This window comes from Streptomyces sp. SCSIO ZS0520, from assembly GCF_025643355.1.
Classification (GTDB): Bacteria; Actinomycetota; Actinomycetes; order Streptomycetales; family Streptomycetaceae; genus Streptomyces; species Streptomyces physcomitrii.
The window spans coordinates 4,278,326-4,302,450 of the sequence record NZ_CP092644.1 but is presented as its reverse complement, the minus strand read 5'-3'; the positions used below and the strand labels follow the sequence as shown (position 1 = coordinate 4,302,450).

Here is a 24,125-nt window from a genome sequence, read left to right as displayed (position 1 = left end):
ACACCCCCGCGCCCCTGCGCCCGCCCCGGCTTCCGCCACCCAACCCCGAGACCTCCCGGAGTCGCACCCTGAGAACACCCTGAGGCCGCCTCCCCCGGCTCCCCCAGAGATCCCCCATCGGCCCCGGACACCTGTCAGAACCTTTTGACAGGTGTCGGCCGGGGGTGTCAGCTTCTCCTGACAGGTACGGGAGAGGGGGCGCCATGAGCCAGGACGCCATGAGCCGAGAACCGACCCCGCACCCGGACGGGAACCAACTCCCGGGCGGGGAGCAGCTTTTGGGCGGCAACCAACTCCCTGGCGAGGAAGGGCACTTGGGCGAAACCCAACTGCCGCCAGAGGAACGGCACTTGGGTCAACATCAACTGCCGTGCGAGGAACGGCACTTGGACGGGGACCAGCTCCTCAAGGTGCTCAACGCGCTCGGCAATCCGCACCGGATACGGATCGTCGCCGCGCTGGCCGAGGGCCGGAACTACGTCAGCGCGCTGGCCCGCCAGATCGGCATGGGCCGACCGCTGCTGCACATGCACCTCCAGCGCCTGGAGGCGGCGGGCCTGGTCGTCGGCTCCCTGGAACTGTCCGAGGACGGCAAGGCGATGAGGTTCTACGAGCTGGCCCCCTTCCGCTACGAACTGACCCCCGAGACGGTCTCCCGCGCCGCCCCGACCCTCACCGAGGGCGAGAAGGGCGACGGGAGCGGGCGGCCCGGCGAGGGCAAGGGCGCGGAGCAGCCCGCCGGGAACCGGGACCGGGACAAGCACCGGACCGCGAAGCCCGGGAGAACCGGACGGACACAGGAGGAGAGAGCATCATGAACGGTACGGACTGGGCGGGAGTCGCCGGTGCCGGCGGGTTCTTCATCTTCATGATCGTGGTGGTCTGGCAGATCGCCGCGACCTGGCGGGCCCGGATGCTGGCCGCCCGCGAGGCGCAGTACAAGCAGCTCACGCTCAAGTACGCCCAACTCCTGGAGGACAACGTCGAGATCCAGCGCCGCTCCATGGAGGAACTCACGCAGGCCAGGCTCTCGATCGCCTCGATGGAGAAGATGATGCGCGAGATCGAGTGAGCGGCCGCCCGCGCCCGGCGGGCGGCACCGGGAGAGCCGCGCAGCACCGGAAGAGCCACGCGGCACCAGGAACGCCCGCCCCGTAAGAGACCCGACCGCAAGAGAAGCGTCCGGACCGGAAGACAGACGCACAGCGCAGGCGCACAACGTAGACGCACAGCACCGGCACACGGCGCACGGCACCGGCACCGGCACCGGCACCGGCACCGGCACGGAGCAGTACGGTCAGGGGCGGCACCCCCGGCTGTACCGAGTGCGCTCGACGGGGCGGCAACCCGTCCGGTGCGCCGCGCACCGCCGTGCACGCGGTGCCCGGCGCGAAAGCGCAGGTCGGCGGCACCACCGCGCAGACCCTGGACACCCGGCGGGCCGCCGGCCGCAATCTGCGCACCGTCATCCCGGTGGTGCTCGCCGTGGTGCCGCTGGTGACCATGGCCCAACTCGGCGTCCTGGTCGGCCTCGGCGTGCTCCTGGACACCTTCCTGGTACGCAGCATCCTGGTCCCGGTGCTCGCCCTCGACCTGGGCCGCCGCTTCTGGTGGCCGGGGCCGCTCAGCCGGACGCCGTCCCGAACTCCCCCGCTTTCTCCCTCCGTTCACCGAGACCACGCCATATGTACGACTGAGGGCGAGTCCTCTACCTTGTGAACCGAGCTGACTGGGGCCGGCTGCGCCGGGCGCCGTCCGGTGGCTTGCGAGTACGCCGGTGCCGTGCGCGCCGGGACCGAGGAGCGGACATGCCCGTCAGCGATGCCACGCCCCGCAGAACGACCGGACGGCGACCCGTACCGGCGGGCTGGGCCGAGTTCGGGGAGCTGCTGCGGCACCACCGGCGCCGGGCCGGGCTCACCCAGTCGCAGCTCGGGGCGCGGGTGGGCTACCACCACAGTCTGATCAGCAAATGGGAGTCCGGGCAACGGGAGTTGGCAGCGCCCCTGGTCGACCGCCTCGACGCGGCACTCGGCGCCGGGGGTGCCCTGCGGGCGGCCGAGGGACGGCTGCGCGCGGCCGAGGAACGGCAGCGGGCCGCGGAGGGGCAGCTGCGGGCCGCGGAAGGGCAGCTGCGGGCGGGCCAGGACCAGCTGCCATCCGCCCACTCCGCCGATTCCGCCCACTCCGCCCCCGGGCCGCTCCCGGCACCCGGCGTCTTCGGCGGGGCGGGCCTCGGCGGCGCCCTGCTCGGCGGCACCCTCCCGGGCGGGCCGGGCAGCCGGGGCGGCAGCGGGAGCCGGGGCGGGGGCCTGCCGCTCCCGGCCGGGCTCGCGGACGACTGGCCCTCGCGGCTGCCGGTGGGCGGGACCCCCTGCCCGCTGCACGGGCCCGCCGACTGCGCGGTACCGGAGGCGACCGCCCTTCCCCCGCTGGTGGACACCCTGCTGCGGGCGGCCCGGCTGCCCCCGCCGCCCGAGGACCCGGACCTCCTGCACGCCCTCACCGCGCTGCTCAACCACTGCGCGAAGGCGGACTCCGCTCCCCTGCCCAGCGCTCAACTCGCCGCCGTGGAAAAGCTGTTGCGCGCCCTCGCGGCCTGGGGCGCGGGCATCGGGGAGGCGGGCCGGACCCCGTACGCGCAGTTGCGGCTGGCCACGCACTACGCGCAGACGGCGGGGCGGCTGCGGCTGCACCGGGGGCAGACGGGGCTCGCGATGCTCTGGTTCTCGCACGGGCTGCGCTGGGCCGAGGCGAGCGGCGACGCCGCGGCGCACGCCGTGCTGCTCACCGATGTCTGCACCCTCAGCCGTCTCGAGGGCGACCCGGCCACCTCGCTGGCTCATGCCGAGGCGCTGAACGCCCTAGCCGGGACGAGGCAGTTGGCCGGTGGCGGCCGCCACTGGCGGATCCTGCTCTCGCACCTCTACCAGGCCCGGGCCCTCGCCCAACTCGGCGCCGCCTCGGGCACGGCGGCCCAACTCGCCCTGGCGCGGCGCTGGTTCGCGCGGCTCGACGCGGACGATCTCGCCGAGGTGCCCTGGCTGGGCGGTTCCCAGGGCGAGTTGTTCGTGCAGAGCGCCTTCGCGGGGGCGCACCGCGATCTCGCCGCGGCGGGCGGCCGGGGCCCTGCGGCCCGGCAGGCGGTACGCGCCGCCGAGCACGCCCTGCGGCTCGCGCCCGAGCGGACGCAGCCCGTGCACCTGCTGCTCAGCCTGCGCCTCGCCGACTCCCGGGCCTGCGCGGGCGACGCCCACGGCGCACTGGCCACCCTGACACCGGTCCTCGGCGCCGCCGCCCGCTCCGGCCGCCTCCTGGTCACCGCCGAACTCGGCGGCCTGCACCGCAGGTTGGCCTCCCGCTGGCCCCACCTGCCCGAGGTACGGGAACTCCGCGACCGCCTCCGCGCGGAGGAACCGCCGACGGCTCCGGTACCCGGGTAGCGGTACGGCCGACTGCCTGCCTCGGTGCGGGCAGCGGCACCGCCCACGGCTCCGGTGCCGGGTAGGGACCGCCGACTGCCTCCGTGCCCGGGGAGCCATTCGGTCGGGGTCAGAGCGGTACCCGCCCGGTCGGGGCCGGAGTCCACCGGCCCGGCCCAGCCCCGCCCGGCCCGGCCCGACTAGCCCCGCCCAGCCGCCGCCGGATACACACCCGTACGTACCGGCACACAGCCGTACACACCCAGCAGCCCACCGCACCCCAACGCCCGCACCTACACGCGGAGTTGTCGTGCCCCGCACCCTGCCCGGATACCGGGCGGAACTTGCCGCTTTTTGACCGCTGGGCGGGAGGGGGCCGATTCCGTTGACCGCGCCGCGCGCCCGGTGCGACCGTCCCGACATTCAGGCAGGGACATGCCATCGCCACCGGCCACCACCCCCGCCGCACTCACCCCCCAAGGAGCCATGGTGCTACGAAGACTGGGCCTCGCCGGCCTCTCGCTCGCGGTGACCCTGGGGCTCGCCGCCCTGCCCGCCGCCACCGCCGGGGCCACGCCCGCCGATCGGGCCCCCTCGGCCGCCGCCGCGGACCAACTGGCCCTGGCCGCACCGGACATCGACGTGGCCAAGGTCCGCGCCCACCTCAGCCAGTTCCAGACCATCGCCACCAACAACGGCGGCAACCGCCGCTCCACCGGCCAGGGCTACCGCGACTCGGTCGCCTATGTGAAGGGCAAGCTCCAGGCGGCCGGTTACACGGTCACCGAGCAGCCCTGCACCTCCGGCTGCTCCAGCGGCGCGGGACCGAACCTGATAGCCGAGTGGCCCGGCGGCAACGCCTCCAACGTCTACATGTTCGGCGCCCACCTGGACGGCGTCTCGGCCGGACCCGGCATCAACGACAACGGCTCCGGCAGCGCCGCCCTCCTGGAGACCGCGCTCACCCTCGCCGCGCAGAACCCGACGATGACCAACAAGGTCCGCTTCGGCTGGTGGACCGACGAGGAGCAGGGCCTCAACGGCAGTGACTTCTACGTCCGTTCCCTGTCCTCGGCGCAGCGCTCGGCGATCAAGGCGTACTACAACTTCGACATGATCGCCTCGACCAACGGCGGCTACTTCATCAACCACATCACCTCCTCCGCCGCCGCGCCGATGAAGGAGTACTGGGACTCGCTGAACCTCCAGCCGGAGGAGAACCGCGAGGGCGCGGGCCGCAGCGACGACTACTCCTTCGAGCAGTACTCCATCCCCACCTCGGGCTACGCGATGGGCGCCAGCGCCCGCAAGACCTCCGCGCAGCAGGCCAAGTGGGGCGGCACCGCCAACGCGGCCTACGACGGCTGCTACCACTCCTCCTGCGACACCACCAGCAACATCAACGCCACCGGCCTCGACCGCAGCGTCGACGGCATCGCCCACACCCTGTGGAAAGTCGCCGTCTCCGGTGGCGCCCCGACCACCTGCCAGGCCGCCCAGCTCCTCGGCAACAGCGGCTTCGAGAGCGGTACTTCGCCCTGGACCGGCTCGACCGGCACCATCGGCGCGCACAGCGGTCAGCCCGCGCACGGCGGCAGCCGCAGCGCCTGGCTCGGCGGCCACGGTCGCGGCGCCACCGACACCCTCAGCCAGCAGGTCACCGTCCCGGCGGGCTGCACCAAGGCCACCCTGTCGTACTGGCTGCACATCGACACCGCCGAGACCGAGCGCCGGGTGTACGACAAGTTGACCGTGAAGGCGGGCAGTTCGACGCTGGCCACCTGGTCCAACACCGACGCCGCGAGCGGCTACACCGAACGCACCCTCGACCTGAGCGGCTACGCGGGCCAGCAGCTCACCCTCACCTTCAGCGCGACCGAGGACGCCAGCCTCCAGACCAGCTTCGTCCTGGACGACGTCACCCTGCGGACCAGCTGACGACGAGGAGACGAAGAGACGAGGAGACGAGGAGGACGACGGGGACCGGACCTCGCCGGACACCTCCGGCACCTCCTCGCACCGGGCCGGTGACGGGCAACCACCCCGTCACCGGCCCTCCGGCTGCCGCCGCCCCGCCGACCGCACCCGCACCCGCACCCGCACCCGCACCCGCACCCGCGAAATAATCCCCGCGCGCCCCCGTTCGTCCCGTCCTAGACTGCCGAACCGGATCCTGTACCGACGGGGTCCCCGGCCGCGCCCGCCCTTCCGCTCGCCGGGCGCGAGGCCCACCTCACCGCACTCCCGGGCAGCAGTGTGTCCGGGCCCGCACGGACGGACAGGGACCGCATGAGTGACCTCCCCGCACGATGGAGCCAGGCGACCGTATACCCCGATATGTGGGCGGACCCGGACGACGATCCGCGCAACAGCGAGGCCAGTCCGGACGGTGAACTGGCCACGCTGCTCGACTTCCTGAGCGGCTACCGGCTGACCCTGCGGATGAAGTGCGAGGGCCTGAGCCCGGAGCAGCTGGCGCGCCGGTCGGTCCCGCCGTCGACCATGTCGCTGCTCGGCCTGCTCCGGCACCTCGCCGAGACGGAGCGGGACTGGCGCAACTGGATCACCGAGGGCGACCCGCTGCCGAAGCTGTACGGCGCGCGGGACGCGGACTTCGACGGGGCGGTCGGCGAGCAGTCCGTGGTCGAGGCCGCCTACGCCGACCTGGCCCGCGAGCAGGAGGCGACCGACGCCGCCCTGGCCGCCCACCCGGACCTCGGCGAACGCCTCGGCGAGGACGACACCTCGGTGCGCGAACTCCAGGTGCACCGCATCGAGGAGTACGCCCGCCACTGCGGCCACGCCGACCTGCTGCGCGAGTGCGTCGACGGCCGGGTGGGGCAGTAGCCCCCGACGGGGACGGGCCCATGAAGAGGGCGGGGGCGTCTCACCGCCCCCGCCCAACTCGGCTTCCGTATGCGCTGGTTGTGTACCGGCTGGCTACCGGTTGACCGACTGGATCTCCTTGACGGTCACCGGGATGTCGTTCTCCGTCTCGCCGTCCGGGAGGTCGTCGTGGACGGGCGCCCCGTCCGGCCCCGCGGTCGGGTTCCAGGTGACGTCCCAGGTGATCGAGGCGTTCAGGTCGTAGGTGCCGTTCCCGGAGGACTTGCGGTAGGTCAGCAGGCACCCCGAGTCACCCGAGTCGACCGTGTACGTGCCGCCGCTCTTCACCAGGTCGTAGGTGCACGTCTGCGGGTCGGCGAACTCCGTACCGGCCTCCAGGCGCAGCTGCTTGGGGGTGGCGACCGTGGTGGCGGCCAGGTCCACGCCCATGGCGTCGATGCTCGCGGTCACCGAGACCCGGTCGAGTCCGCCCTCGAAGGCCACCTTGGTGGGGAGGTTGACCTTCAGGCGGCCGGGGTCGGGGGAGAGTTTCACGGGCGGGGTGGGGAGTTCGGTGCGGTTGTAGGCGAGGCCCGCGAGGATTTCCGGGGTGATCACCGGGCTTCCCGGCGGCGGTGGATCGGCGGGGCCCACCCATTCGTAGAGCCGCAGGGTGCGGCACCGGTTGCCGTACTCCTCATAGCTGGCGTTGGGATTCTTCACCAGCTTGTACCAGGCGCCCTTGTCCCCCTGGTGGTATTCGCCGTCCGTCTCCTCGAAGTATTCGTTGTGGATGTCCGTACCGGCGCTCCCGCCCCCGTAGTTGTGCGAGGCGAGTTCCTTCTCGAAATCCTTCGGGTTGTACTTCGGCTCGAACCAGCAGGCCGGAGGCGACCAGTTGCCCCCGGCGGGAGCCATCGGCTTGCCGGACTTCGCGGACGAGCGGTAGGTGAAGCTGACCTGGGAGCCGATCTCGTCGGAGGGGCTCTCCTTCGGCGGCTTGGAGGGCTGGTTGTCGCGCCCGGCCGAGGCGGGGACCGCCGTGGCCAGCACGCAAGCCGCCGACAGCGTCAGGACGGCCAGGCCTCTCGCCTGCTTCAGCGCTGGCAACTGCTCGCCCCTTCCTCATTGAACTGGTCGATCATCCGCCAGATCCCGTCGTCGCCCTTCTGAAGGGTGTCGGCATGACCGATGAAATCGTCCTTGCTGGGCTGCGTCTTGATGGTCTTGCCCGTCTTGGCGTCCTTGCGATAACCGTGGCTCTGGTCCTCGCAGTACGTGACCGTGGCCCGGTTTCCCTTGACCCCCACCACTTTGTGGTTGTAATAGGCCGAGTCACCGGTGATCGAATGCCCCTCCTTCTTGAGGGATTCCACGCTGCCGCGCCAAGCGGTCGCCGCCGGGCCGACCACGTACTTCTTGAACACCGGAAGATCGGGGTCCATCTTGGCGAAGGCCAGGTTGATCGCCTTGTTCGCGTAACCGAGATCCCGCAGAACGGCGTCCTTGGTCTTGTCCCCCGTCGGCTTGCTCTCGACGGTCACCGTCACATCACTCGGAAAGTCGAACTTCGGCGCCCCCGCCTCCGCCGAAGGGCTAGCCTCGGCCGACTTCGAAGGGGACTCCTTGCCCGCGCCCTCGATCTCGTCGGAGTCCTTGTCGTCGGAGCCTCCGCACGCGGTGAGGAGCAGGGCGGCGAGGGCGGCGGCGAGGGCTCCGCCGGTCGTGCGCTTCTTCATCGTGCAACCAACTCCCGTAGCTCATAAGGGTCTTCGCGGGAGCGTGGCTGGCCGGGCCGTGCCGATAGTGGTGCGCCCCCCGTAGGCCTGAACCCGTCCGACTTTACCGATGCAACGCAGAGGGCGACAGACCCGACCCGCCTTACGGCAACCGAGCTGTGACCCGGCGTGAGCCCGAGCGGCCCCGGGCGCCGGGAACTTCCCCCCTTCTCCCGGTGTACTCAGCACCACCCCCGATCCGGGTCGTGGGCCCCATGCGACCGGCGTTCACCGTCCGTAACGTCGAAGGCGAGGCGCACCGGGCGCCGGAGGACGGAAGGGGACAGCATGTTCGGGAAGCGGAACCGCGGTGCGAGGGCCGGGCGGGCGGGGCACCCGGAGGCCCTGCGGCTGGTGAAGGTCAGCAAGCGGTACGGGAGCGGGGCGGGCGGCGGTCCGCAGGACAACTCCGTGACCGCGCTGGACGAGGTGACGCTGAGCCTGCCGGCCGGGAGCTTCACGGCGATCATGGGGCCCTCGGGCTCGGGCAAGTCGACGCTGCTGCAGTGCGCGGCGGGGCTCGACCGGCCGGACAGCGGCCTGGTCATGGTGGACGGCGAGGAGATGACCGGCGGCAGCGAGGCGGAGCTGACGAAGTTCCGCCGGAGCCGGATCGGTTTCGTCTTCCAGCAGTACAACCTGCTGCCGACGCTCACCGTCGCGCAGAACACCACCCTGCCGCTGCGCCTCGCGGGCCGCCGCATCGACCGGGCGCGTACCGAGCAGGTGCTCGCCCAGGTCGGCCTCGGCGACCGGCTCGGCCACCGGCCCGACCAGCTCTCCGGCGGGCAGCGGCAGCGGGTCGCGATCGCCCGGGCGCTGGTCACCGAGCCGCGGGTGGTCTTCGCGGACGAGCCCACCGGCGCCCTGGACATGCGCAGCGCCCGCGAGGTGCTGCGGCTGCTCCAGCAGGCGGTACGGGTGCACGGGCGCACCGTGGTGATGGTGACCCACGACCCGGTCGCCGCCTCCTACGCGGACTCGGTGGTCTTCCTCGCCGACGGACGCCTCGCCGGACAGCTGCAGTCGCCCAGCGTGGACGCCGTCGCGGAGCGCCTCGCGCACCTCGGCGACCTCGCGCAGGGCGGCGCCCGGAGCCCGTACCCCGCCGCGCCCGGCCACCCCGCCCCGGGCACCGCCACCGACCACACGATCCGACTGGGGGCCTGACCCGCATGTTCTCCCTCGCATGGAAGTCCGTACGGCAGCGCCCCGGACGCTTCCTGGCCACGCTGCTCGCCGCCCTCCTCGGCGCGGGCGTCACCATGACCTTCAACTCGCTGCACGACACCGCCGCGGGCGCGGGCGTCGACGACACCAGCGCGGAGACCCTCACCACCGCGGCGAGCGTCGTCGGCGGCTACGGCACCCTGCTCGTCTTCTTCGCGATCGCCTCCACCCTCACGGTCAATGTGCGCCAGCGCGGCGAGGAGATCGCCCTGCTGCGCAGCACCGGGGCGACGCCCGCGCAGATCAAGCGGATGGTGGTCGGCGAGTCGGTGGTGGTGGCCGCGGCCGGGATGCTGCTCGCCGTCGGCCCGGCGATGCTCGGCGGGCGGGCCCTGTTCGGCATGTTCCAGGACAGCGGCCAGGTCGCCGCGGACGTCGACTACGCCTTCGGTCCGATCGCCCTCTCCTCCGGCTTCGCCATCACCCTGCTCGCCGCGGTCGGCGCCGCCTTCCTCGCGGTGCGCCGCGCCACCCGGGCGCTTGCGGGCGGCCGTCCGCCGCGCGGCCGGCTGCGGGTCCTCGGCGGGGCCGCGGCCCTGGTCCTCGGTGCCGCGAGCGTCGCCGCCACCTTCTCGATGGACGCCACCGAACCGGCGCTGATGGCGGCGCCCGCCTACGGCGCGATCCTGCTCGCGGTCGGCTTCGCCGTCTTCTCGCCGCACCTGCTGCGACTGCTGCTCGGCTGGTTCGCCCGGCCGCTGGCCCGGATCGGCGGGGCGGGCGCGTACCTCGCGGTGCACAACATGCGGCAGCGGGCCGCCCAACTGGCCGGTGTCCTGATGCCGTTGATCCTCTTCACCGGTGTGGCCGCCGCGACGCTGTCCATGCAGGCCGTCGAGAACGACGCGCTCGCGGCATCGGGCCTGACCAAGTCGGTCGACGACAAGAACCTGGAGACCCTGAACCTCACCGTCGTCGGCATCATCGCCGCCTTCGCCTGCCTGATGCTGATCAACTCCCTGTACGCGGCGACCTCGTACCGCACCCAGGAGTTCGGCCGCCAGCGCCTCGCGGGCTCCACCCCGCGCCAGGTACTCGCGACGGTGGGCTTCGAGGGCCTCTTCCTCACCCTGACCGGCACCTTCTTCGGCACCCTCGCGGGCCTCGCCGGCACCCTCGCCTTCACCAGCGTCCGCACCGACACCGCCCTGCCGGACCAGGTCTACGCCCTCTGGCTCGGCGTCCTCGCCGTAGGCACCGCCGCCACCCTCCTGACCTGCCTCGGCACCACCCGCCGCACCCTGCGCACCCCGGCGGTGGCGGCGGTCGCGGTGGCGGGCTGAGGGGCTTCGGTACGGGGCTTCCGGTACGGGGGCGGGGCAGGACGGGCAGGGCCGCTGGGGTGCGGGGGTTCCCGGCGGCTCTGTCGGTGCGGGCGGCTAGCGTGCGGAACCGGACCACACAGGGCCGGACCCCACAGGGAAGGACGGAGGAACAGGGGAGTGAAGCTCACCTCGCGGGAGCCGCTCGCTGTCGCGGTCACCGGGGCGATTCGCTCCGGTGACCTGCCGGAACTGCGGCGCCTGCTCGACGCGCACCCCGGGCTCGCGGCCGCTCGCGTGACGCATGCCCCGGCCGAGGGCGGCGGCGCCGGTACGCGGAGCCTGCTGCATCTGGCCACCGACTGGCCGGGCCACGCCCGGGCGTCGCCGCGACGGTGGCCCTCCTCGTGGCGGCCGGTGCCGATCCGAACGCCCGGTTCGGCGGCGCCCACCGCGAGACCCCGCTGCACTGGGCGGCCAGTTGCGACGATGTCGAGGCCCTCGACGCGCTCCTCGACGCCGGGGCGGACATCGAGGCGGACGGCGCGGTCATCGCGGGCGGCACCCCGCTCGCCGACGCCCGCGCCTTCGGCCAGTGGCGTGCGGCCAGACGGCTCCTCGCGCACGGCGCCAGGACGACCCTCCAGGACGCGGCGACCCTCGGTCTGCGGGAGGTGGTCGAGGAGTACGTGCGCTCCGGGCGGCCGGACGCCGAGGACCTCACCCAGGCCTTCTGGGGCGCCTGCCACGGCGGCCATCCGGCGACGGCCCAGTACCTCCGCGGACTCGGCGCCGACCCCGGCTGGGTGGGCTGGGACGGGCTGACCCCGCTGGACGCCGCCCGCGCCCAACTCGCGGAGGGGGCCGAGGATCCGGCCCGGTCGCGGGCGGTGGTGGAGTGGCTGACCGCGGGGGCGCCGGGGGAATGAGAGGGGCCGACGGTCTCAGCTCACCGACCGGCTGAGCAGGCCCGCCCCGCCAGCGCCCGCGTGAAGGCCGTGCTGTCCCGCGGGCGTTCGTGTGAAGGTCGTGCTGTCCCGCGAGCGCCCGCGTGAAGGCCGCGCTGTCCCGCCAGCGCCCGCATGAAGGCCGGTGCTATCCCGCAGGCGCTGCCCTGCTGTCGGCCCGGTCCGCGAGCGCCCGGGTGAAGGCGTGCACCGGGCGGCCCAACACCTCTGCCGCCGGGCCCTGTTGCAGGATTTCGCCGCCATCCAGTACGGCCAGGCGGTCGGCGAGGGCGGCCGTGTCGCGGTCGTGGGTGATGAGGAGGAGAGCGAGGCCGGGGTCCTGGTCGAGGCGGGTGCGCAGGAAGGTGAGGAGGGTGTCGCGGGAGGCGCGGTCCAGGCCGGAGGTGATCTCGTCGCAGACCAGTACCCGGGGGTGGGCGAGCAAGGCCCGGGCGAGCGCGGCCCGTTGGAGTTCGCCCCCGGAGAGCGCGGCGGGCAGCCTGCGTACCGTCTCCTCCGGCAGGCCCAGCGCGGCGAGCACGGTGAGCGCCTCGCGGGTGGCCGCCGCCCGGTCCGCGCCGCGCAGCCGTACCGCCGTACGGGCCACCTGGTCGAGGACCGGCCACGTACCCACGAAGGCGGCGCGGGCGTCCTGGAACACGTACTGGACCTGGGCCAGTTGGGCGGTCGAGCGGCGGCGCAGGCTGCGGGGCAGCGGAGCTCCGCCGAGGAGCAGCCGTCCCGTGTGGTCGCGGTGCAGACCGGCCAGGCAGCGCCCGAGGGTCGTCTTGCCGCTGCCCGAGGGGCCCACCACGGCGAGGCACTCCCCCGCCCGGACGTCGAGTTCGGGCACCCGGAGGGAGGTGGTGCGGCCGTGCCGGGCCACCAGTTCGCGTACGGAGAGGGCGACCAAGCCCTGGGCGCCAACATCCTTCTCTCTACGAGGAGTTGGTCGATCGGCGGGGGCCGGTGCGGGCCGTACGGCCGCCGGGCCGGGCTCGGGGTCGCCCGGCGGGTCGCCGTCCTTCTGCCCTGCCGCGCCCAGGAGTTGACGGGTGAGCGGGGAGCGCGGGGCGGTCCACAGGCGGGGGGCCGGGCCGCTCTCCACCACCCTGCCCTGGTGGAGGATGAGCACCTCGTCGGCGAGGGCGCGGACGATCTCCAGGTCGTGGCTGAGCAGGACGAGGGCGATGCCCCGTGCGGCGACGGCGGCCAGGCGGTCGGCGACGGCGCGCCGGGTGAGGACGTCGAGGCCGGTGGTCGGCTCGTCCGCCACCACCGCGCCCGCCCCGGCGAGCAGGGCCTGGGCCAGGACCAGGCGCTGCTGCTGGCCGCCGGAGAGCTGGTGCGGATAGCGGCGCAGCAGGGCGGTGCCGCCGGGCAACTGGGCCTGCTCCAGGGCCTCTTCGAGGTGCCGGCGGAGTGCCTCGGCGCGGGCGGGGCGCGGCAGGTGGCGTACCCGGAGGCGGGCGATGTCGTGCAGCAGGGCTCCCGCCCGGCGGGCCGGGTTGAGGACCGAGGCCGGGTCCTGGGGGACGTAGCCGACGCCGCCGGGGGCGCTGCGCAGCCGCCCGGTCACCCGCGCGCCCGGCGGGAACTCGCCCAGCAGGGCGCGCCCGGTGGTGGTCTTGCCGCTGCCCGAGGGGCCGACGAGTGCGGTCACCCGGCCCGGGAGCGCCCGCAGGCTCACCCCGTCGACGAGCAGACGGCCCCCGGCCTCGACGCTCAACTCGCTTATTTCGGCGACCGCTTCCATCGGCGGGGCTCCTTTCGGTCTGCGAGAGCCGCCTCGGCGCCGGGCTCGGCCCGGCCGTGCCACTCGGCCGGGTCGACGTGATTCCGCACGGCCGGGTCGTCCCGCTCGGCCGGGTCGACGTGGTTCCGCTCGACCCGGTCGTCCCACTCGACCCCGTCGCTGTGTCCGGCCCCATCGCTGTGCCCGGCCCGCTCGCCGTACTCGGCCCCATCGCTGTGCTCGGCCCAGTCGCTGCGCTCGGCCCGGTCGCCGTGCTCGGCCCCCTCGCTGCGCCCGGCCCGCTCGCCGTACTCGGCCCGGTCCTCCCCCTTGGCCAGGGCCGCGTCCGCGAGGAGGTTGCCGCCCATGGTCAGGGCGACGATGAGCAGGGCGGGGACGACCACCGCCCAGGGCTGGAGGAAGAGGCCGGTGCGGTTGCGGTCGACCATGACGGCCCAGTCGGAGGCGTCCGGGGCGACGCCGACGCCGAGGAAGGCCGCGGTGGCGACGAGGTAGAGGACGCCGGTGAGGCGGACCCCGGCGTCGGCGGCGAGGGTGGGCAGCGACTGCCGTGCCACCTGGGCGAAGGCGAGGCGGAACCGGCTCTCGCCCTGCATCCGCAGCGCCTCGACGACCGGGCGGGCGGCGGCCTCGGCGGCGACGGTGCGCACGATACGGGCGGCGTCGGGGACGTTGACCGCGGCGACCAGGAGCGCGAGTCCGACCGGGCCCGGTTCGAGTACGGCCGAGGCCAGCAGGATGGCGAGCAGCGAGGGCACCGCGAGCAGCACGTCGAGGGGGCGCATCAGGAGGTCGTCCAGCCAGCGGCGGGAGGTGAGCGCGCAGGCCAGGCCGATCGGGAGGGCGAGCAGATACATCAGGGCGGTGGCCAGCAGGGCGACGAGGACCACCGAGCGCCCGCCGAGCAGGATCTCGCGCCAGACGTCCCGGCCCACGAAGTCGGTGCCGAGCGGATGGCCGCCGCCCGCGGTGAAGGAGGCCCCGCGCCGCCCCGCCTCCCCCGCGCACCACGGCCCGCACAGGGCGAGCAGCAGCGGCGGCACGGTGAGCAGCAGACCGGGCAGGAACCGCCGACGGGCGCGCGTAGACGCGCACTTGACCGTGCCTCTGGTCATGGCTGGGGTGATGGCTGGGGTGTTGGCTGGGGTGCTGGATGGGGTCATGCCGCCGCCTCCGTGCGCGGGGTGAAGCGGTGGGCCACCACATCGGCGGCGAGGTTGACGAGGACGGTCAGGACCCCGAAGACGACCGCGAGGCCCTGGAGGACGGGGAGGTCGCGTTCGGCGACGGCGCTGACCAGGACGGTGCCGAGACCGGGGATGACGAACAGCGCCTCCACGACGATGACGCCGCAGAGCAACCAGTCGACGGTACGGGCGAGTTGCTGCACCGCGGGGGCGACGGCGTGCGGCAGCGCGTGGCCCCAGCGGATGCGGGTGCCGGAGACCCCGTAGCGGGCGGCCTGGGCGGCGTAGGGGGAGTCCAGGGCCTCGATCATGCCCGCGCGGATCAGCCGGGCGAGCGAGCAGACCGGGCGGGAGAGCAGCACGACGACGGGCAGGACGAGGGCGGCCGGGTCGTCGAGCAGGGAGCCGGAGCTGCCGACGGCGGTGGGCGGCAGGAGGTCCCAGTGCAGCGCGAAGAGGCTGATCAGCAGGACCCCGAGGGCGAACTCCGGTACCGCGTAGACGCCGAGGGTGAGGGCGCTGACCAGCCGGTCCACCCAGCCGCCCGCGCGGGCCGCGGCGAGCACGCCGAGCCCGAGCGCGAGCGGCAGGAGCAACGCGAGGGTGAGCGCGGCCAGTTGGAGTGTGGGGCCGAAGCCGCCGGAGAGGTACGAGGTGACGGGGCGGCCGGAGACCAGGGAGGTGCCGAGGTCCCCGTGGAGGAGGCCGCCCGCCCAGTCCAGGAGGCGTTCGTGGGCGGGGCGGTCCAGGTGCATGGCCTCCCGGATGGCGGCGATCCGGGCGGGGTCGGGCTGGTCCCCGGCGAGGGCGACGGCCGCGTCGCCGGGGAGCGCCTCGGTGAGGGCGAACACCAGGAGCACCACGGCGGCCGTCTGCCCGAGGCCGAGCAGCAGCCGCCGCAGCGCGAAGGCGCCGAGTGCGTTCACCGGAGCCAGACCTTGTCGAAGCGTGCCCAGTCGAGGGTGTTGGCGGGGGCCTTCTCCTCGACTCCGCGCAGCTTCTTCGCGGTGCCGAGGACCATGTCGCCGAAGCCCCAGACGAGGAAGCCGCCCTCGGTGTGCAGGCGGCGCTGCATCCGCCCGTAGACGGCGCCGCGGGCCTTCTTCTCCCGGGTGGACTGGGCCTGCCGGTAGAGGGCGTCGAAGTCCTGGTGCCGCCAGTGGGTGGCGTTGGTGGTCGAATCGGTCAACAGGCGCTGGGAGAAGTGCGATTCGATGGGCATGGCGCCGGAGCGGTAGCAGCACAGGGTGCCCGAGTCGAGGATGTCCTGCCAGTAGCTGTCCTTGCTGCCGAGGCGGACCTTGACCTTCACCCCGGCCTTCGCGGCCTGGTCGCGGAAGATGGTGGCGGCCTCGGTGAATCCGGCGGCCACCGCGGAGGTGTCGAGGGTGACGTGCAGGTTCTCGGCGCCCGCCGCCTTGAGGAGCCTGCGGGCGCGGCCGAGGTCCTGTTCGCGCTGCGGCAGGGAGTCCGCGTAGAACTCGTAGCCCTTGCCGAAGAGGTCGTTGCCGATCTCGCCCGCGCCGGAGAGGGCGCCGTCGACGAGTTCCCGGCGGTCGGCGATGAGGAAGAAGGCCTCGCGGACCCGGGGGTCGTCGAAGGGCGGGCGGTCGGTCTTCATGGCGAAGGCCTGCATGACGCTGCCGGACAGGCGCACGATGCCGATCCGGCCGCCCTTCTCGTGGGCGCGGGCGCTGGTCGGGTTCAGCTCGTGGGCGTACTCGATCTGGCCGCCGATCAGGGAGTTGACGCGCGCCGACTCCTCGTTGGCGACGAGGAATTCGAGCTCTTCGAGGTGCGGGGCGCCGTCCCAGTAGTTCTCGTTGCGGGCGAGCACGGTGGAGCGGCCGGGCCGGAAGGAGACGAAGCGGAAGGGCCCGCTGCCGACCGGCGCGCGGTCGAAGTCCTGGGTGCGGGCCGGGACGATGTACGCGCCGAACGCGGCCAGCACATTGGGGAGTTCGGCGGTCGGGCGCTTGAGGACGAACTCGACGGTACGGGTGCCGAGGGCCCGGCTCGCGGCCAGGTCGATGGGCTCCAGGGAGGCCTTGGCGCGGTAGGCCTTCTTCGGGTCGGCGATGCGGCGGTAGCTGTACAGGACGTCCTTCGCGGTGACCGGAGTGCCGTCGTGGAAGACGGCCTCGCGCAGGGTGATGCGCCAGCGGTCCAGTCGGGCGTTGGGTTCCCAGCGGGCGGCGAGCCGCGGTACGGCCGCCAAGTCGGCCCCGTAGTCGGCGAGTTTGTCGAAGAGGGCCTTGGCGCGGGCGGCGTCGGCGAAGAGGTTGCCCAGGTGCGGGTCGAGGGTCTCGCTCGCGCCGCCGCCCGCGAAGGCGGCCCGGAGCCTGCCGCCGCGGCGGGGCCTGCCGTCGCCGGAACCCTCCTCGCCGCCGGAGGAGCCGCAGCCGGTGAGGGCGAGGGCGCCGAGCCCGGCGGCCGTACCGGCGGCGAGGAAGCCGCGGCGGTGCAGGCCGGGAAAGCGAGGTGCGGGGTCGAGGGGCTCGGGCGGGCGGGGAGTGGCGTCGTTCATGGCGGTCCTGCCGTTCTGTGCTCTGCTGTGCCGTGCTCGGGGTCGTGAAGTCGGGGCGCTTGCGGGGGCGGTCGTGAAGTCAGGGCGCCTGAGGGCCTGTTGGTGCCGGGCGCGGGGCCGGGACGGCTCCCGGTACGGATCCGGGGGCGCCGCGGCGCAGGCGGGCCACCAGGTGGAGGCGGTCGCCGGAGGCGCTGGTGCCGGGCTCCTCGCCCTGCTGCCAGGGCGGTTCGGTGCGCGGGCCCGGGCGGTCGTACAGGGCGAGGACCTCGAAGCCGTGGACGGCGAGGAAGTGCCGCAGCTCCTGCGGGAAGAGCAGCCGCCAGGCCGAGCGCTGGGCCACCGGGGGCGCCCCGTCGTCGGAGACGAACACCCGCAGCCTGCGCAGGAGTTGGGCGCTGTGGTCCAGGTGCAGATGGGTGGTGGAGGTGTAGTGCACGCCCTGCCAGTCGAAGCCGCCGCGGGCCGGGGCGCCGAGGAGTTCCGAACTGCCCAGGAAGAAGGCGCCGTTGCGCATCTCGGCGAGGAGCAGCCCGCCCGGGCGCAGGGCGGTGCGGCAGGAGTGCAGGAAGCCGTCGAGCTCCTCGTTGGTGTGGCAGTAGAGCAGGGCGCTGTCCAGGCAGACCACGGCGTCGAAGGCGTCCTCGCCGAGGTGGAAGCGGCGCAGGTCGGCCCGTACGTACCGGGGTCCCGGGTGGTGGGCCGCCGCGTACCGGAGCATCGTCTCGGAGAGGTCGGCGGCGGTCACCTCGCGGCCCGCGCGGTGGAGTCGGGCGGCGTCGCGGCCGGTGCCGCAGCCGAGGTCCAGGACGCGCCGCCCGGCGTGGTGGCGGCGCAGCACGTCCTCGGCCCAGCGGCCCGCGAGCCGGGTGGGGTCGGGGAAGCGCGCCTCGTACAACTCGGGGTTGTCGGTGAGGAAGTTGCCCTCGCGGGCGCCCTGGGAGCCGTCCTGGTGGGCGGGTTCGGGGTGGTCGGTGCTGGGCATGCCGGTCTCCTTCAGGCCTGGGCGGGCGCCGGTACGGGGGCGGGCCGCGCGGGCAGTGAGCGCAGGCGGTGCAGCCAGGCGACGGCGGCGGCGGAGAGCAGGCCGAAGGCGAGGCAGCAGGCCCAGGGCAGCCAGGCGGATCCGGTGCGGGCGCCCGCGTCCATGGCCCAGCCGACGACCGCGTTGCCCCCGGCGGCGGCAATGCCGGAGACCACGTAGAACAGGCCGAAGTAGGTGCCGGTGAGTTCGCCGCGGCCGAAGTCGGGGACGAGTTCCATGACGAAGGGCTGGGCGATCATCACGCCGAGGTAGAGCAGCAGGGCGCCGGCGAGCACCGGCAGGGCGAGCAGGATCGCGGGCAGCAGTCCGTCCGGGGTGGCGAGCGCGGCGACCGTCATCGGCGGCACGAAGGCGAGGCCCATCAAGGCGAGCCCGCCGCTGATCCAACGCGCCCTGCTGCCACGGGACTTGAGGGCGCGGGTGATCCGCAGCTGGAGGCTGAGGTTGGTGACGGTGCCGACCAGGAAGACCAGGCCCGCGGCGCCGTCCCAGCCGGTGGCGCGGCGGGCGCCGTCCGGGATCAGCAGATAGAGCTGGTTCTCCATGGTGAACATGCCGACCATGGCGAGCGCGAAGGCCACGAACCGCTTGTTGGAGACGACCTCCCGCCAGTCGCCGAGCAGGCTGGAGCCGGTCGGCGCCACCTCGCGGGCGGGCAGGACGAGGGCCTGGGCGAGGGTGAGCACGGCGAAGATCGCGGCGGCGGTCAGCGCGGAGGCCCGGAAGTCGACCAGGAGCAGGGCGCTGCCGAGCAGCGGCCCGATCAGCGCGCCGGTGGTGGCGAAGACGTTGAACAGCGCGAAGGCCTCGGCCTTGTCCGCCCCGGCCTCGGTCGCCAGGTAGGCGCGTACGGCCGGGTTGAAGAGCGCCCCGGCGAGCCCGCTGAGCACGGAGGCGGCGAGCAGCACGGCGAGCGAGTCGCCGAGCGCGAACAGCGCGAAGCCGAGGGTGCGCAGCGCGCAGCCCGCGATGATCACGCCGCGGGCGCCGAGCCGGTCCGCCGCCGAGCCGCCGATCAGGAACAGGCCCTGCTGGCTGAGGTTGCGCACCCCGAGGACGATGCCGACGAGCGCCGCGGACATCCCGAGGTCCTCGCCGAGGTGCACGGCGAGATAGGGGACGAGCAGGTAGAAGCCGGTGTTGACGCCGAGTTGGTTGACCAGGAGCAACTGGACGGCGAGCGGGAACCTCCGCATTTCGTGCAGTGCGTTCATGCCGTGCTGTGCCCCTCGGTGTACGGGCCGTCGGCGGCGCCGTGGCCCTCGTGCGGTGGGTGGTCGGGTGTGTGGGAGGTGGTGCCGTGCCCGGCGGCGGTACGCGGCGCGGTGGCGCGCAGCAGCAGGCGCCGCATCCGGTGGCAGGTCACCCGGGCGCGGCTCATGCGGCCGCCCGGTTCTCGGGTGGCGGACTTCCGGGGGTCGGGTCTCCGGGTGACGGGTCTCCGAGTGCCCGGTTTCCGGGTGACGGGTCTCCGGGTGTGCGGCGGCGGACGCCGAGGCCGGGGAGGCGGCTCGCGGCCACCACGCCGTGCTCGCCGCCGATGCCGGTCCACGGGTCGTGGGCGAGCAGCAGATGCCCGTCGAGATCGGTCCAGCGGGCGCGCCCCGCGAGGTGGACGGCGGGGGCGAGGCCGAGGCTGCTGGCGGTGAGGCAGCCGAGCATGAGCGCGGTGCCGCTGCCCTCGACCGCCTCGGCGAGGCGCAGCGCGGCGCTGGGTCCGCCGCACTTGGCGAGCTTGACGTTGATGCCGTGCACCCGCCCGGCGAGGCGCCGCGCGTCCGCGAGGCCCACCGCGTCCTCGTCGGCGATCACCGGCAGCGGGGAGGTCGCGGCGAGCCGGGCCAGGGCCTCCGGGTCGCCGGGCGCGAGGGGCTGCTCGACCGCGGTGACGCCGAGCGCGGCGAAGCGCGGCAGCAGGGCGCGGGCCTGCGCGAGGCTCCAGGCGCCGTTCGGGTCGAGCAGCAACTCGGCCCCGGGAGCGGCGGCTTGGACGGCGGCGACCCGGTCGAGGTCGTCCGCGGGGTCGGCGGATCCGGCCTTGATCTTCAGGGTGGTGAAGCCCGCCGCGGCGAGCCGGGCGGCGGTCCGCGCGGCCTCGGCGGGGGCGCCGATGCCGAGGGTGCGCGCGGTCGCCGCCCGGGGCGGCTCGGTGGCGCCGAGCAGCTGGTGCACCGGGCGCAGCGCGCGCTTGCCGACCAGGTCGAGCAGGGCCGAGTCGACGGCAGCGGTCACCGCGGGCGGGCCCTGGGCGCAGCGGAGTCCACCGGAGCGCAGCGCGTCGAGGGCGCTCTCCGGCTCGGCGAACCGGGCCAGCTCGCGGCCCGCCTCGGCGCACAGCCGCCCGAGCGTCTGGGCGTCCAGCCCGTAGTACGTACTGGTCACCGCCTCGCCGTGGCCGATACGGGCCTCGTGCTCGACCGCGAGCCAGACGGCGTCCCTGGCGGCCATCGTGGACCGCGAGATCCGCAGCGGTTCGGCGAGGCGCAGCCGCACGGTCTGCTGACTGGCCTTCACGGTGCCTCCGGGGGTGCGAGGGGGGCGAGGGCGGCGGGCTCGGCCGCGGGGGCGAGGCGGTCGGGTACGCGGGCGGGGCGGCCGGGGGCGCGGGCGGGCCGCCGCAGCGGGTCGGTCACGGTGCGGCAGCGGGCCCAGCCGGTGGCCTCGGCGGCGGCCGGGTGCGGGATCTCGACCGGCCGCCGGGCCGCGCGGGCGAGGTCGAGTCCGTGCGCGGCGGCGAAGCCGTCGTCGAAGACGGTGCCGAGATAGCGGTGCGGGCCGTCCGGGAAGACGGTGGCGACGACCGCGCCCGGGTGGACGCGGGCGGCCCAGGCGGCGACCAGGGCGACCGCGCCGGTGCTCCAGCCGCCGCTGACGAAGTTGCCGGTGGCGAGCCTGCGGCAGGCGTCGGCCGACTCGGCGGGCCCCACCCAGTGCACCTCGTCGAAGGCCTCGTAGGCGACATTGCGGGGGTGGATGCTGCTGCCGAGGCCGCGCATCAGACGGGGCCGCGCGGGCTGCCCGAAGATCGTGGAACCGGTGGCGTCCACGCCGATCAGGCGCAGCGCGGGCCAGTGGCGGCGCAGGGTCGCGGCCACCCCGGCGCTGTGCCCGCCGGTGCCGACGCTGCACACCAGGACGTCCAAGTGGTCGAGTTCGGCGGCCATCTCGGCGGCGAGCCCCGCGTATCCCGCGGTGTTGTCCGGGTTGTTGTACTGGTCGGGCCAGTAGGCGCCGGGCAGTTCGGCGAGCAGCTCCCGCAGCCGGGCCAGCCGCGCCGCCTGCCAGCCGCCCTGCACGGCGGGCCGCTCCACCAGCTCCAGGCGCACCCCGTAGGCACGCAGCAACTGCCGTACGGAGGGCTCCAGTTCGCTGTCGCCGACCAGGACGACCGGGTGGCCGAGGGCCTGTCCGGCGAAGGCGAGGCCGATGCCGAGGGTGCCCGAGGTGGACTCCACCACCGGTGCGCCCGGGCGCAGTTCGCCGCGCTCGCGGGCGCCGAGCAGCATCGCGACGGCGGGCCGCGCCTTCATGCCGCCCGCGCCGAGCCCTTCGAGCTTGGCCCAGAACCCGGGCTGCGGGCAGGGCAGTTCGGCGGTGATCCGGGCCAGCGGGGTGCGTCCGAGGAGGGCGAGCAGCTCGCGGTTGCCGCGCGGGGCGGCGAGCAGGGCGGGGGCGGGGCTCATCGGTCGGCCCCGTTCCCTGCGGTACGGGCGGGCCGGTCCGCGGCGGCCGGGGAGTGGCGGGGCGCGGCCCGGTAGCGGTGCACGAGGCCGGGGCCGCCGTCCAGCCAGAAGAAGGGGTACGGCTCCGCGCAGACCGCGCTCACCCCGGCGCCGAGCAGCCGCGGGAGCACCGCGCTGCCGGTCTGCGCGAACATCACCAGCTGCTTGCCGTGGTGCCGCGCGTGCCGCCGCAGCGGTTCGAAGCTGCCGTTGCCGAGCGTCATCCCGGAGGCGAGCACCGCCTCGCACTCGTCCAGGGCCTCGGCGGCGTCAGTGCGGACCGGCTCGCCCCACTCGGTGGTGCCGCCCTTCAAATCGCAGGGTACGTAGGTGAGTTCGCGCTCGCGCAGGGCTTCCAGGAGGGAGTTGACGACGCCCACCACCAGGACCCGCGCGCCGGGCGGCAGGTCGAGCAGGCCGACGACACCGCGGGCCCGCGCCCGGGACTTCTCCAGCGAACTGCCCGGGGGCAGCGGCCAGGGGGAGGCGCCGTTCTCCGGCAGATGCGGGAAGTGCCGCAGCAGATAGGCGTCCAGGGCGGCCACCCGCACCGCGGGCAGCGGATGCCCGAGCAGGCTCGCCACGTCGGCGCCCACGCAGTCGTCCAGCGCCTCGGCGGGCAGCTGCCCCGGCTCCACGGCGCAGGAACCGACCGCCGCGCCGAGCCGCAGGCTCAGCACCTCGTTGCGGTAGCCGCCGCCGCGCCCGTCGTGCCGCACCGCCTGCCGGGTGCCGAAGGCCACCGCGACGCGCTCCTCGCGGGGGTCGGGGCCCAGCTCACCGGCGCGGACCCGGGTGCGCAGGTCCTCGTAGGAGGAGAAGGGGAGGGCGGGGTCCGTGGAGTGAGGTGCGGGTGCGTTGGTGGGTGCGTTGGTGGGGTGTCGGGCGGTCACAGGGACACCACCCGGGGACAGAGCTGGGCGAGCAGGTCCTCGACGCGGGCGCGGGCGCCCGGCCCCTCCGGGTCCCCGGCCATCAGATGCCCGAGGTACTCGTTGTTGCTGCCCGCCGCCTTCACCGCCCGCCCCGGCTCGGCAAGTTGGACCTCGATCAGCTCGGCCGGCTCGGCGTCCAGCCGGTCCCGGCCGTCGATGGCTTCGAGGACACCCTCGCGCTCCGGGACCAGGAAGCCCACGGCCGCGCTGCGCAAGCCCGTGTCCCGGGGCGCGAGTTCGGGCTCCCGGCCGAGGGCGACGTCCACACAGGCGGCGGCGAGGTCGATGCCGGTCACATGGCGGACCAGCTCGGTGATCCGGTTCCCGGCCGGGCGCGGATTGACCTCGACCACCCGCGGACCGCGCCGGGTGAGCTTGATCTCGGTATGCGCCACCACCTCGTCGAGCCCCAGCGCCGCCACCGCGCGGACGGCCGTCTCCCGTGCCCCGGCGGCCTGTTCGGCGTCCAGCGCGGCCGGGAACATGTGCCCGGTCTCGATGAAGGCGGGCGCCCCGCCGATGCTCTTGTCGGTCACCCCGACCACCCGGGTACGGCCGCCGTACGAGACGGTCTCCACGCTGACCTCGGGCCCGTCGAGCAACTCCTCCAGGAGGACGGCCGGTTCGCGCCGCTGGCCGCGCGCATTGACCGGGAAGCCGGCCAAGGCCCGGTGGGCTTCGGCGAGTTGGCGCTCGTCGTCGACCCGGCGCACGAACATCCCGGCACACAGGTCCACCGGCTTCAGCACCAGCGGATAGCCCAGCTCCGCCGCGGCGGCGGTCGCCTCGGCCAGGTCGGCGCAGCGCGCGAACCCCGGCCCCGGCAGACCGGCCGCGGCCAGCGCCTCCCGCGTACGGTCCTTGCGGCAGGCCGCCGAGACCGCCGCGTAGGAGGGGCCGGGCAGGCCGAGGCGCTCCGCGATCCGGGCGACCGCGGGCAGGTAGTAGTCGCAGGAGGTCAGCACCCCGTCGAAGCCCAGACTCCGGTGCAGCCGCTCCACGTACGGGAGGAGGCCGCCGCCCGGGGCGCCGGGGCCGGTGGCGGGCGCCTCGCCGAGGTCGTTGGTGTCGGCGGTGAGGATGTTGCGGGCGCCGAGCAGCGGGTGGGCGGTGCCCTCCGGCGCGGCGCGCAGGTAGTGGTGCAGGTCCCGGGTGAGGAACGTGAAGTCGTGCCCGCCCTCGCGGATCGCCCGGGGCAGGAGCCTGCTCATCGACCCCACCCAGCTCTCGACCATCAGCAGATGAGCCACGCTGCGCCTCCCTCTCTCTTCCCGTCGCTTGTCGTTCTTGCGGTGCTTGTGGTGCTTGTGGTGCTTCTCGTGGCCGCTTGCCGCCGCCGGGGCTTCGGGTCGCCGTCTGCTCGGGCGCCGCCTGTCGCGACTCAGCGGTTCGGCAGCTCGGCGGTTCGGCAGCCCGGCGACTCGGCACGGCCGCGGGCCGGTGCCCGCGGGACGGTTCCGGCCGCCGCGGGCAGCCAGGGGTCGCCTT

20 protein-coding genes and 2 pseudogenes are annotated in these 24,125 nt (G+C 74.4%); 9 read left to right on the top strand and 13 right to left on the bottom strand.

What is annotated here, in order from left to right; translation table 11 throughout:
• Positions 1–365: 365 nt before the first annotated feature.
• The 6 genes and pseudogenes from MID12_RS16850 (at position 366) to MID12_RS16825 (ending at position 6,269) form a co-directional block, all read left to right on the top strand.
• Positions 366–818, top strand: a complete 453-nt coding sequence (locus MID12_RS16850; protein WP_263173205.1) for an ArsR/SmtB family transcription factor — start codon at positions 366–368, stop codon at positions 816–818.
• Entirely contained in the window at positions 815–1,072 is a 258-nt protein-coding gene (locus tag MID12_RS16845; RefSeq protein ID WP_040251677.1) for a hypothetical protein, read from the top strand. The genes MID12_RS16850 and MID12_RS16845 overlap by 4 nt, the downstream gene beginning before the upstream one ends.
• A 290-nt stretch (positions 1,073–1,362) precedes the next feature.
• Positions 1,363–1,719, top strand: a pseudogene (locus MID12_RS16840) (MMPL family transporter); the annotation flags it as partial.
• 89 nt (positions 1,720–1,808) lie between these two features.
• The gene (locus tag MID12_RS16835) at positions 1,809–3,443 is read left to right on the top strand and encodes a helix-turn-helix domain-containing protein (RefSeq protein ID WP_263168245.1); all 1,635 of its coding nucleotides are present in this window, start codon (positions 1,809–1,811) and stop codon (positions 3,441–3,443) included.
• Positions 3,444–3,908: 465 nt separating this feature from the next.
• Entirely contained in the window at positions 3,909–5,360 is a 1,452-nt protein-coding gene (locus tag MID12_RS16830) for a M28 family peptidase (protein ID WP_263168243.1), read from the top strand.
• 351 nt (positions 5,361–5,711) lie between these two features.
• Positions 5,712–6,269: a DinB family protein gene (locus MID12_RS16825; RefSeq protein WP_040251669.1), complete on the top strand. Its 558-nt coding sequence runs from the start codon at positions 5,712–5,714 to the stop codon at positions 6,267–6,269.
• 93 nt (positions 6,270–6,362) lie between these two features.
• On the opposite strand, the gene MID12_RS16820 is transcribed toward MID12_RS16825, so the two are convergent.
• Positions 6,363–7,358 (bottom strand): hypothetical protein, encoded by a 996-nt coding sequence (locus tag MID12_RS16820; protein ID WP_263168242.1) that lies wholly within the window; start codon positions 7,356–7,358, stop codon positions 6,363–6,365.
• Complete coding sequence (locus MID12_RS16815) at positions 7,346–7,987, bottom strand: hypothetical protein (protein ID WP_040251663.1); 642 nt, start codon at positions 7,985–7,987, stop codon at positions 7,346–7,348. The genes MID12_RS16820 and MID12_RS16815 overlap by 13 nt, the downstream gene beginning before the upstream one ends.
• A gap of 327 nt (positions 7,988–8,314) precedes the next feature.
• Between MID12_RS16815 and MID12_RS16810 the strand changes: the two genes are divergently transcribed.
• From MID12_RS16810 to MID12_RS16800, 3 genes are all read left to right on the top strand, one after another.
• Positions 8,315–9,196, top strand: coding sequence for an ABC transporter ATP-binding protein (locus MID12_RS16810; RefSeq protein WP_052482403.1), 882 nt, complete (start codon positions 8,315–8,317; stop codon positions 9,194–9,196).
• 5 nt (positions 9,197–9,201) lie between these two features.
• Positions 9,202–10,539, top strand: a complete 1,338-nt coding sequence (locus tag MID12_RS16805; RefSeq protein WP_263168240.1) for an ABC transporter permease — start codon at positions 9,202–9,204, stop codon at positions 10,537–10,539.
• A gap of 374 nt (positions 10,540–10,913) precedes the next feature.
• The gene (locus MID12_RS16800; RefSeq protein ID WP_263168239.1) at positions 10,914–11,447 is read left to right on the top strand and encodes an ankyrin repeat domain-containing protein; all 534 of its coding nucleotides are present in this window, start codon (positions 10,914–10,916) and stop codon (positions 11,445–11,447) included.
• 166 nt (positions 11,448–11,613) lie between these two features.
• On the opposite strand, the gene MID12_RS16795 is transcribed toward MID12_RS16800, so the two are convergent.
• The 11 genes and pseudogenes from MID12_RS16795 to MID12_RS16745 form a co-directional block, all read right to left on the bottom strand.
• Positions 11,614–13,221: an ABC transporter ATP-binding protein gene (locus MID12_RS16795; RefSeq protein WP_263168237.1), complete on the bottom strand. Its 1,608-nt coding sequence runs from the start codon at positions 13,219–13,221 to the stop codon at positions 11,614–11,616.
• Between the two features lie 308 nt (positions 13,222–13,529).
• A pseudogene (locus MID12_RS16790) lies at positions 13,530–14,336 on the bottom strand (ABC transporter permease); the annotation flags it as partial.
• 44 nt (positions 14,337–14,380) lie between these two features.
• Entirely contained in the window at positions 14,381–15,334 is a 954-nt protein-coding gene (locus MID12_RS16785; RefSeq protein WP_263168234.1) for an ABC transporter permease, read from the bottom strand.
• Positions 15,331–16,935, bottom strand: a complete 1,605-nt coding sequence (locus tag MID12_RS16780) for an ABC transporter substrate-binding protein (protein ID WP_263168232.1) — start codon at positions 16,933–16,935, stop codon at positions 15,331–15,333. The genes MID12_RS16785 and MID12_RS16780 overlap by 4 nt, the downstream gene beginning before the upstream one ends.
• Positions 16,936–17,014: 79 nt before the next feature.
• Positions 17,015–17,920, bottom strand: coding sequence for a class I SAM-dependent DNA methyltransferase (locus tag MID12_RS16775; protein ID WP_263168230.1), 906 nt, complete (start codon positions 17,918–17,920; stop codon positions 17,015–17,017).
• Positions 17,921–17,931: 11 nt separating this feature from the next.
• A complete protein-coding gene (locus tag MID12_RS16770) occupies positions 17,932–19,194 on the bottom strand; it encodes an MFS transporter (RefSeq protein ID WP_263168229.1) in 1,263 nt (420 codons plus the stop codon).
• Entirely contained in the window at positions 19,191–19,361 is a 171-nt protein-coding gene (locus MID12_RS16765) for a hypothetical protein (protein ID WP_159393013.1), read from the bottom strand. Before MID12_RS16765 ends, MID12_RS16770 begins: the two co-directional genes overlap by 4 nt.
• A complete protein-coding gene (locus MID12_RS16760; RefSeq protein ID WP_263168227.1) occupies positions 19,358–20,494 on the bottom strand; it encodes an enolase C-terminal domain-like protein in 1,137 nt (378 codons plus the stop codon). Before MID12_RS16760 ends, MID12_RS16765 begins: the two co-directional genes overlap by 4 nt.
• A complete protein-coding gene (locus MID12_RS16755; protein ID WP_263168224.1) occupies positions 20,491–21,663 on the bottom strand; it encodes a PLP-dependent cysteine synthase family protein in 1,173 nt (390 codons plus the stop codon). The genes MID12_RS16760 and MID12_RS16755 overlap by 4 nt, the downstream gene beginning before the upstream one ends.
• Positions 21,660–22,505, bottom strand: coding sequence for a Rossmann-like domain-containing protein (locus MID12_RS16750; RefSeq protein ID WP_263173203.1), 846 nt, complete (start codon positions 22,503–22,505; stop codon positions 21,660–21,662). Before MID12_RS16750 ends, MID12_RS16755 begins: the two co-directional genes overlap by 4 nt.
• An 86-nt stretch (positions 22,506–22,591) precedes the next feature.
• The gene (locus tag MID12_RS16745) at positions 22,592–23,887 is read right to left on the bottom strand and encodes an ATP-grasp domain-containing protein (RefSeq protein WP_263168223.1); all 1,296 of its coding nucleotides are present in this window, start codon (positions 23,885–23,887) and stop codon (positions 22,592–22,594) included.
• Positions 23,888–24,125: the final 238 nt, after the last annotated feature.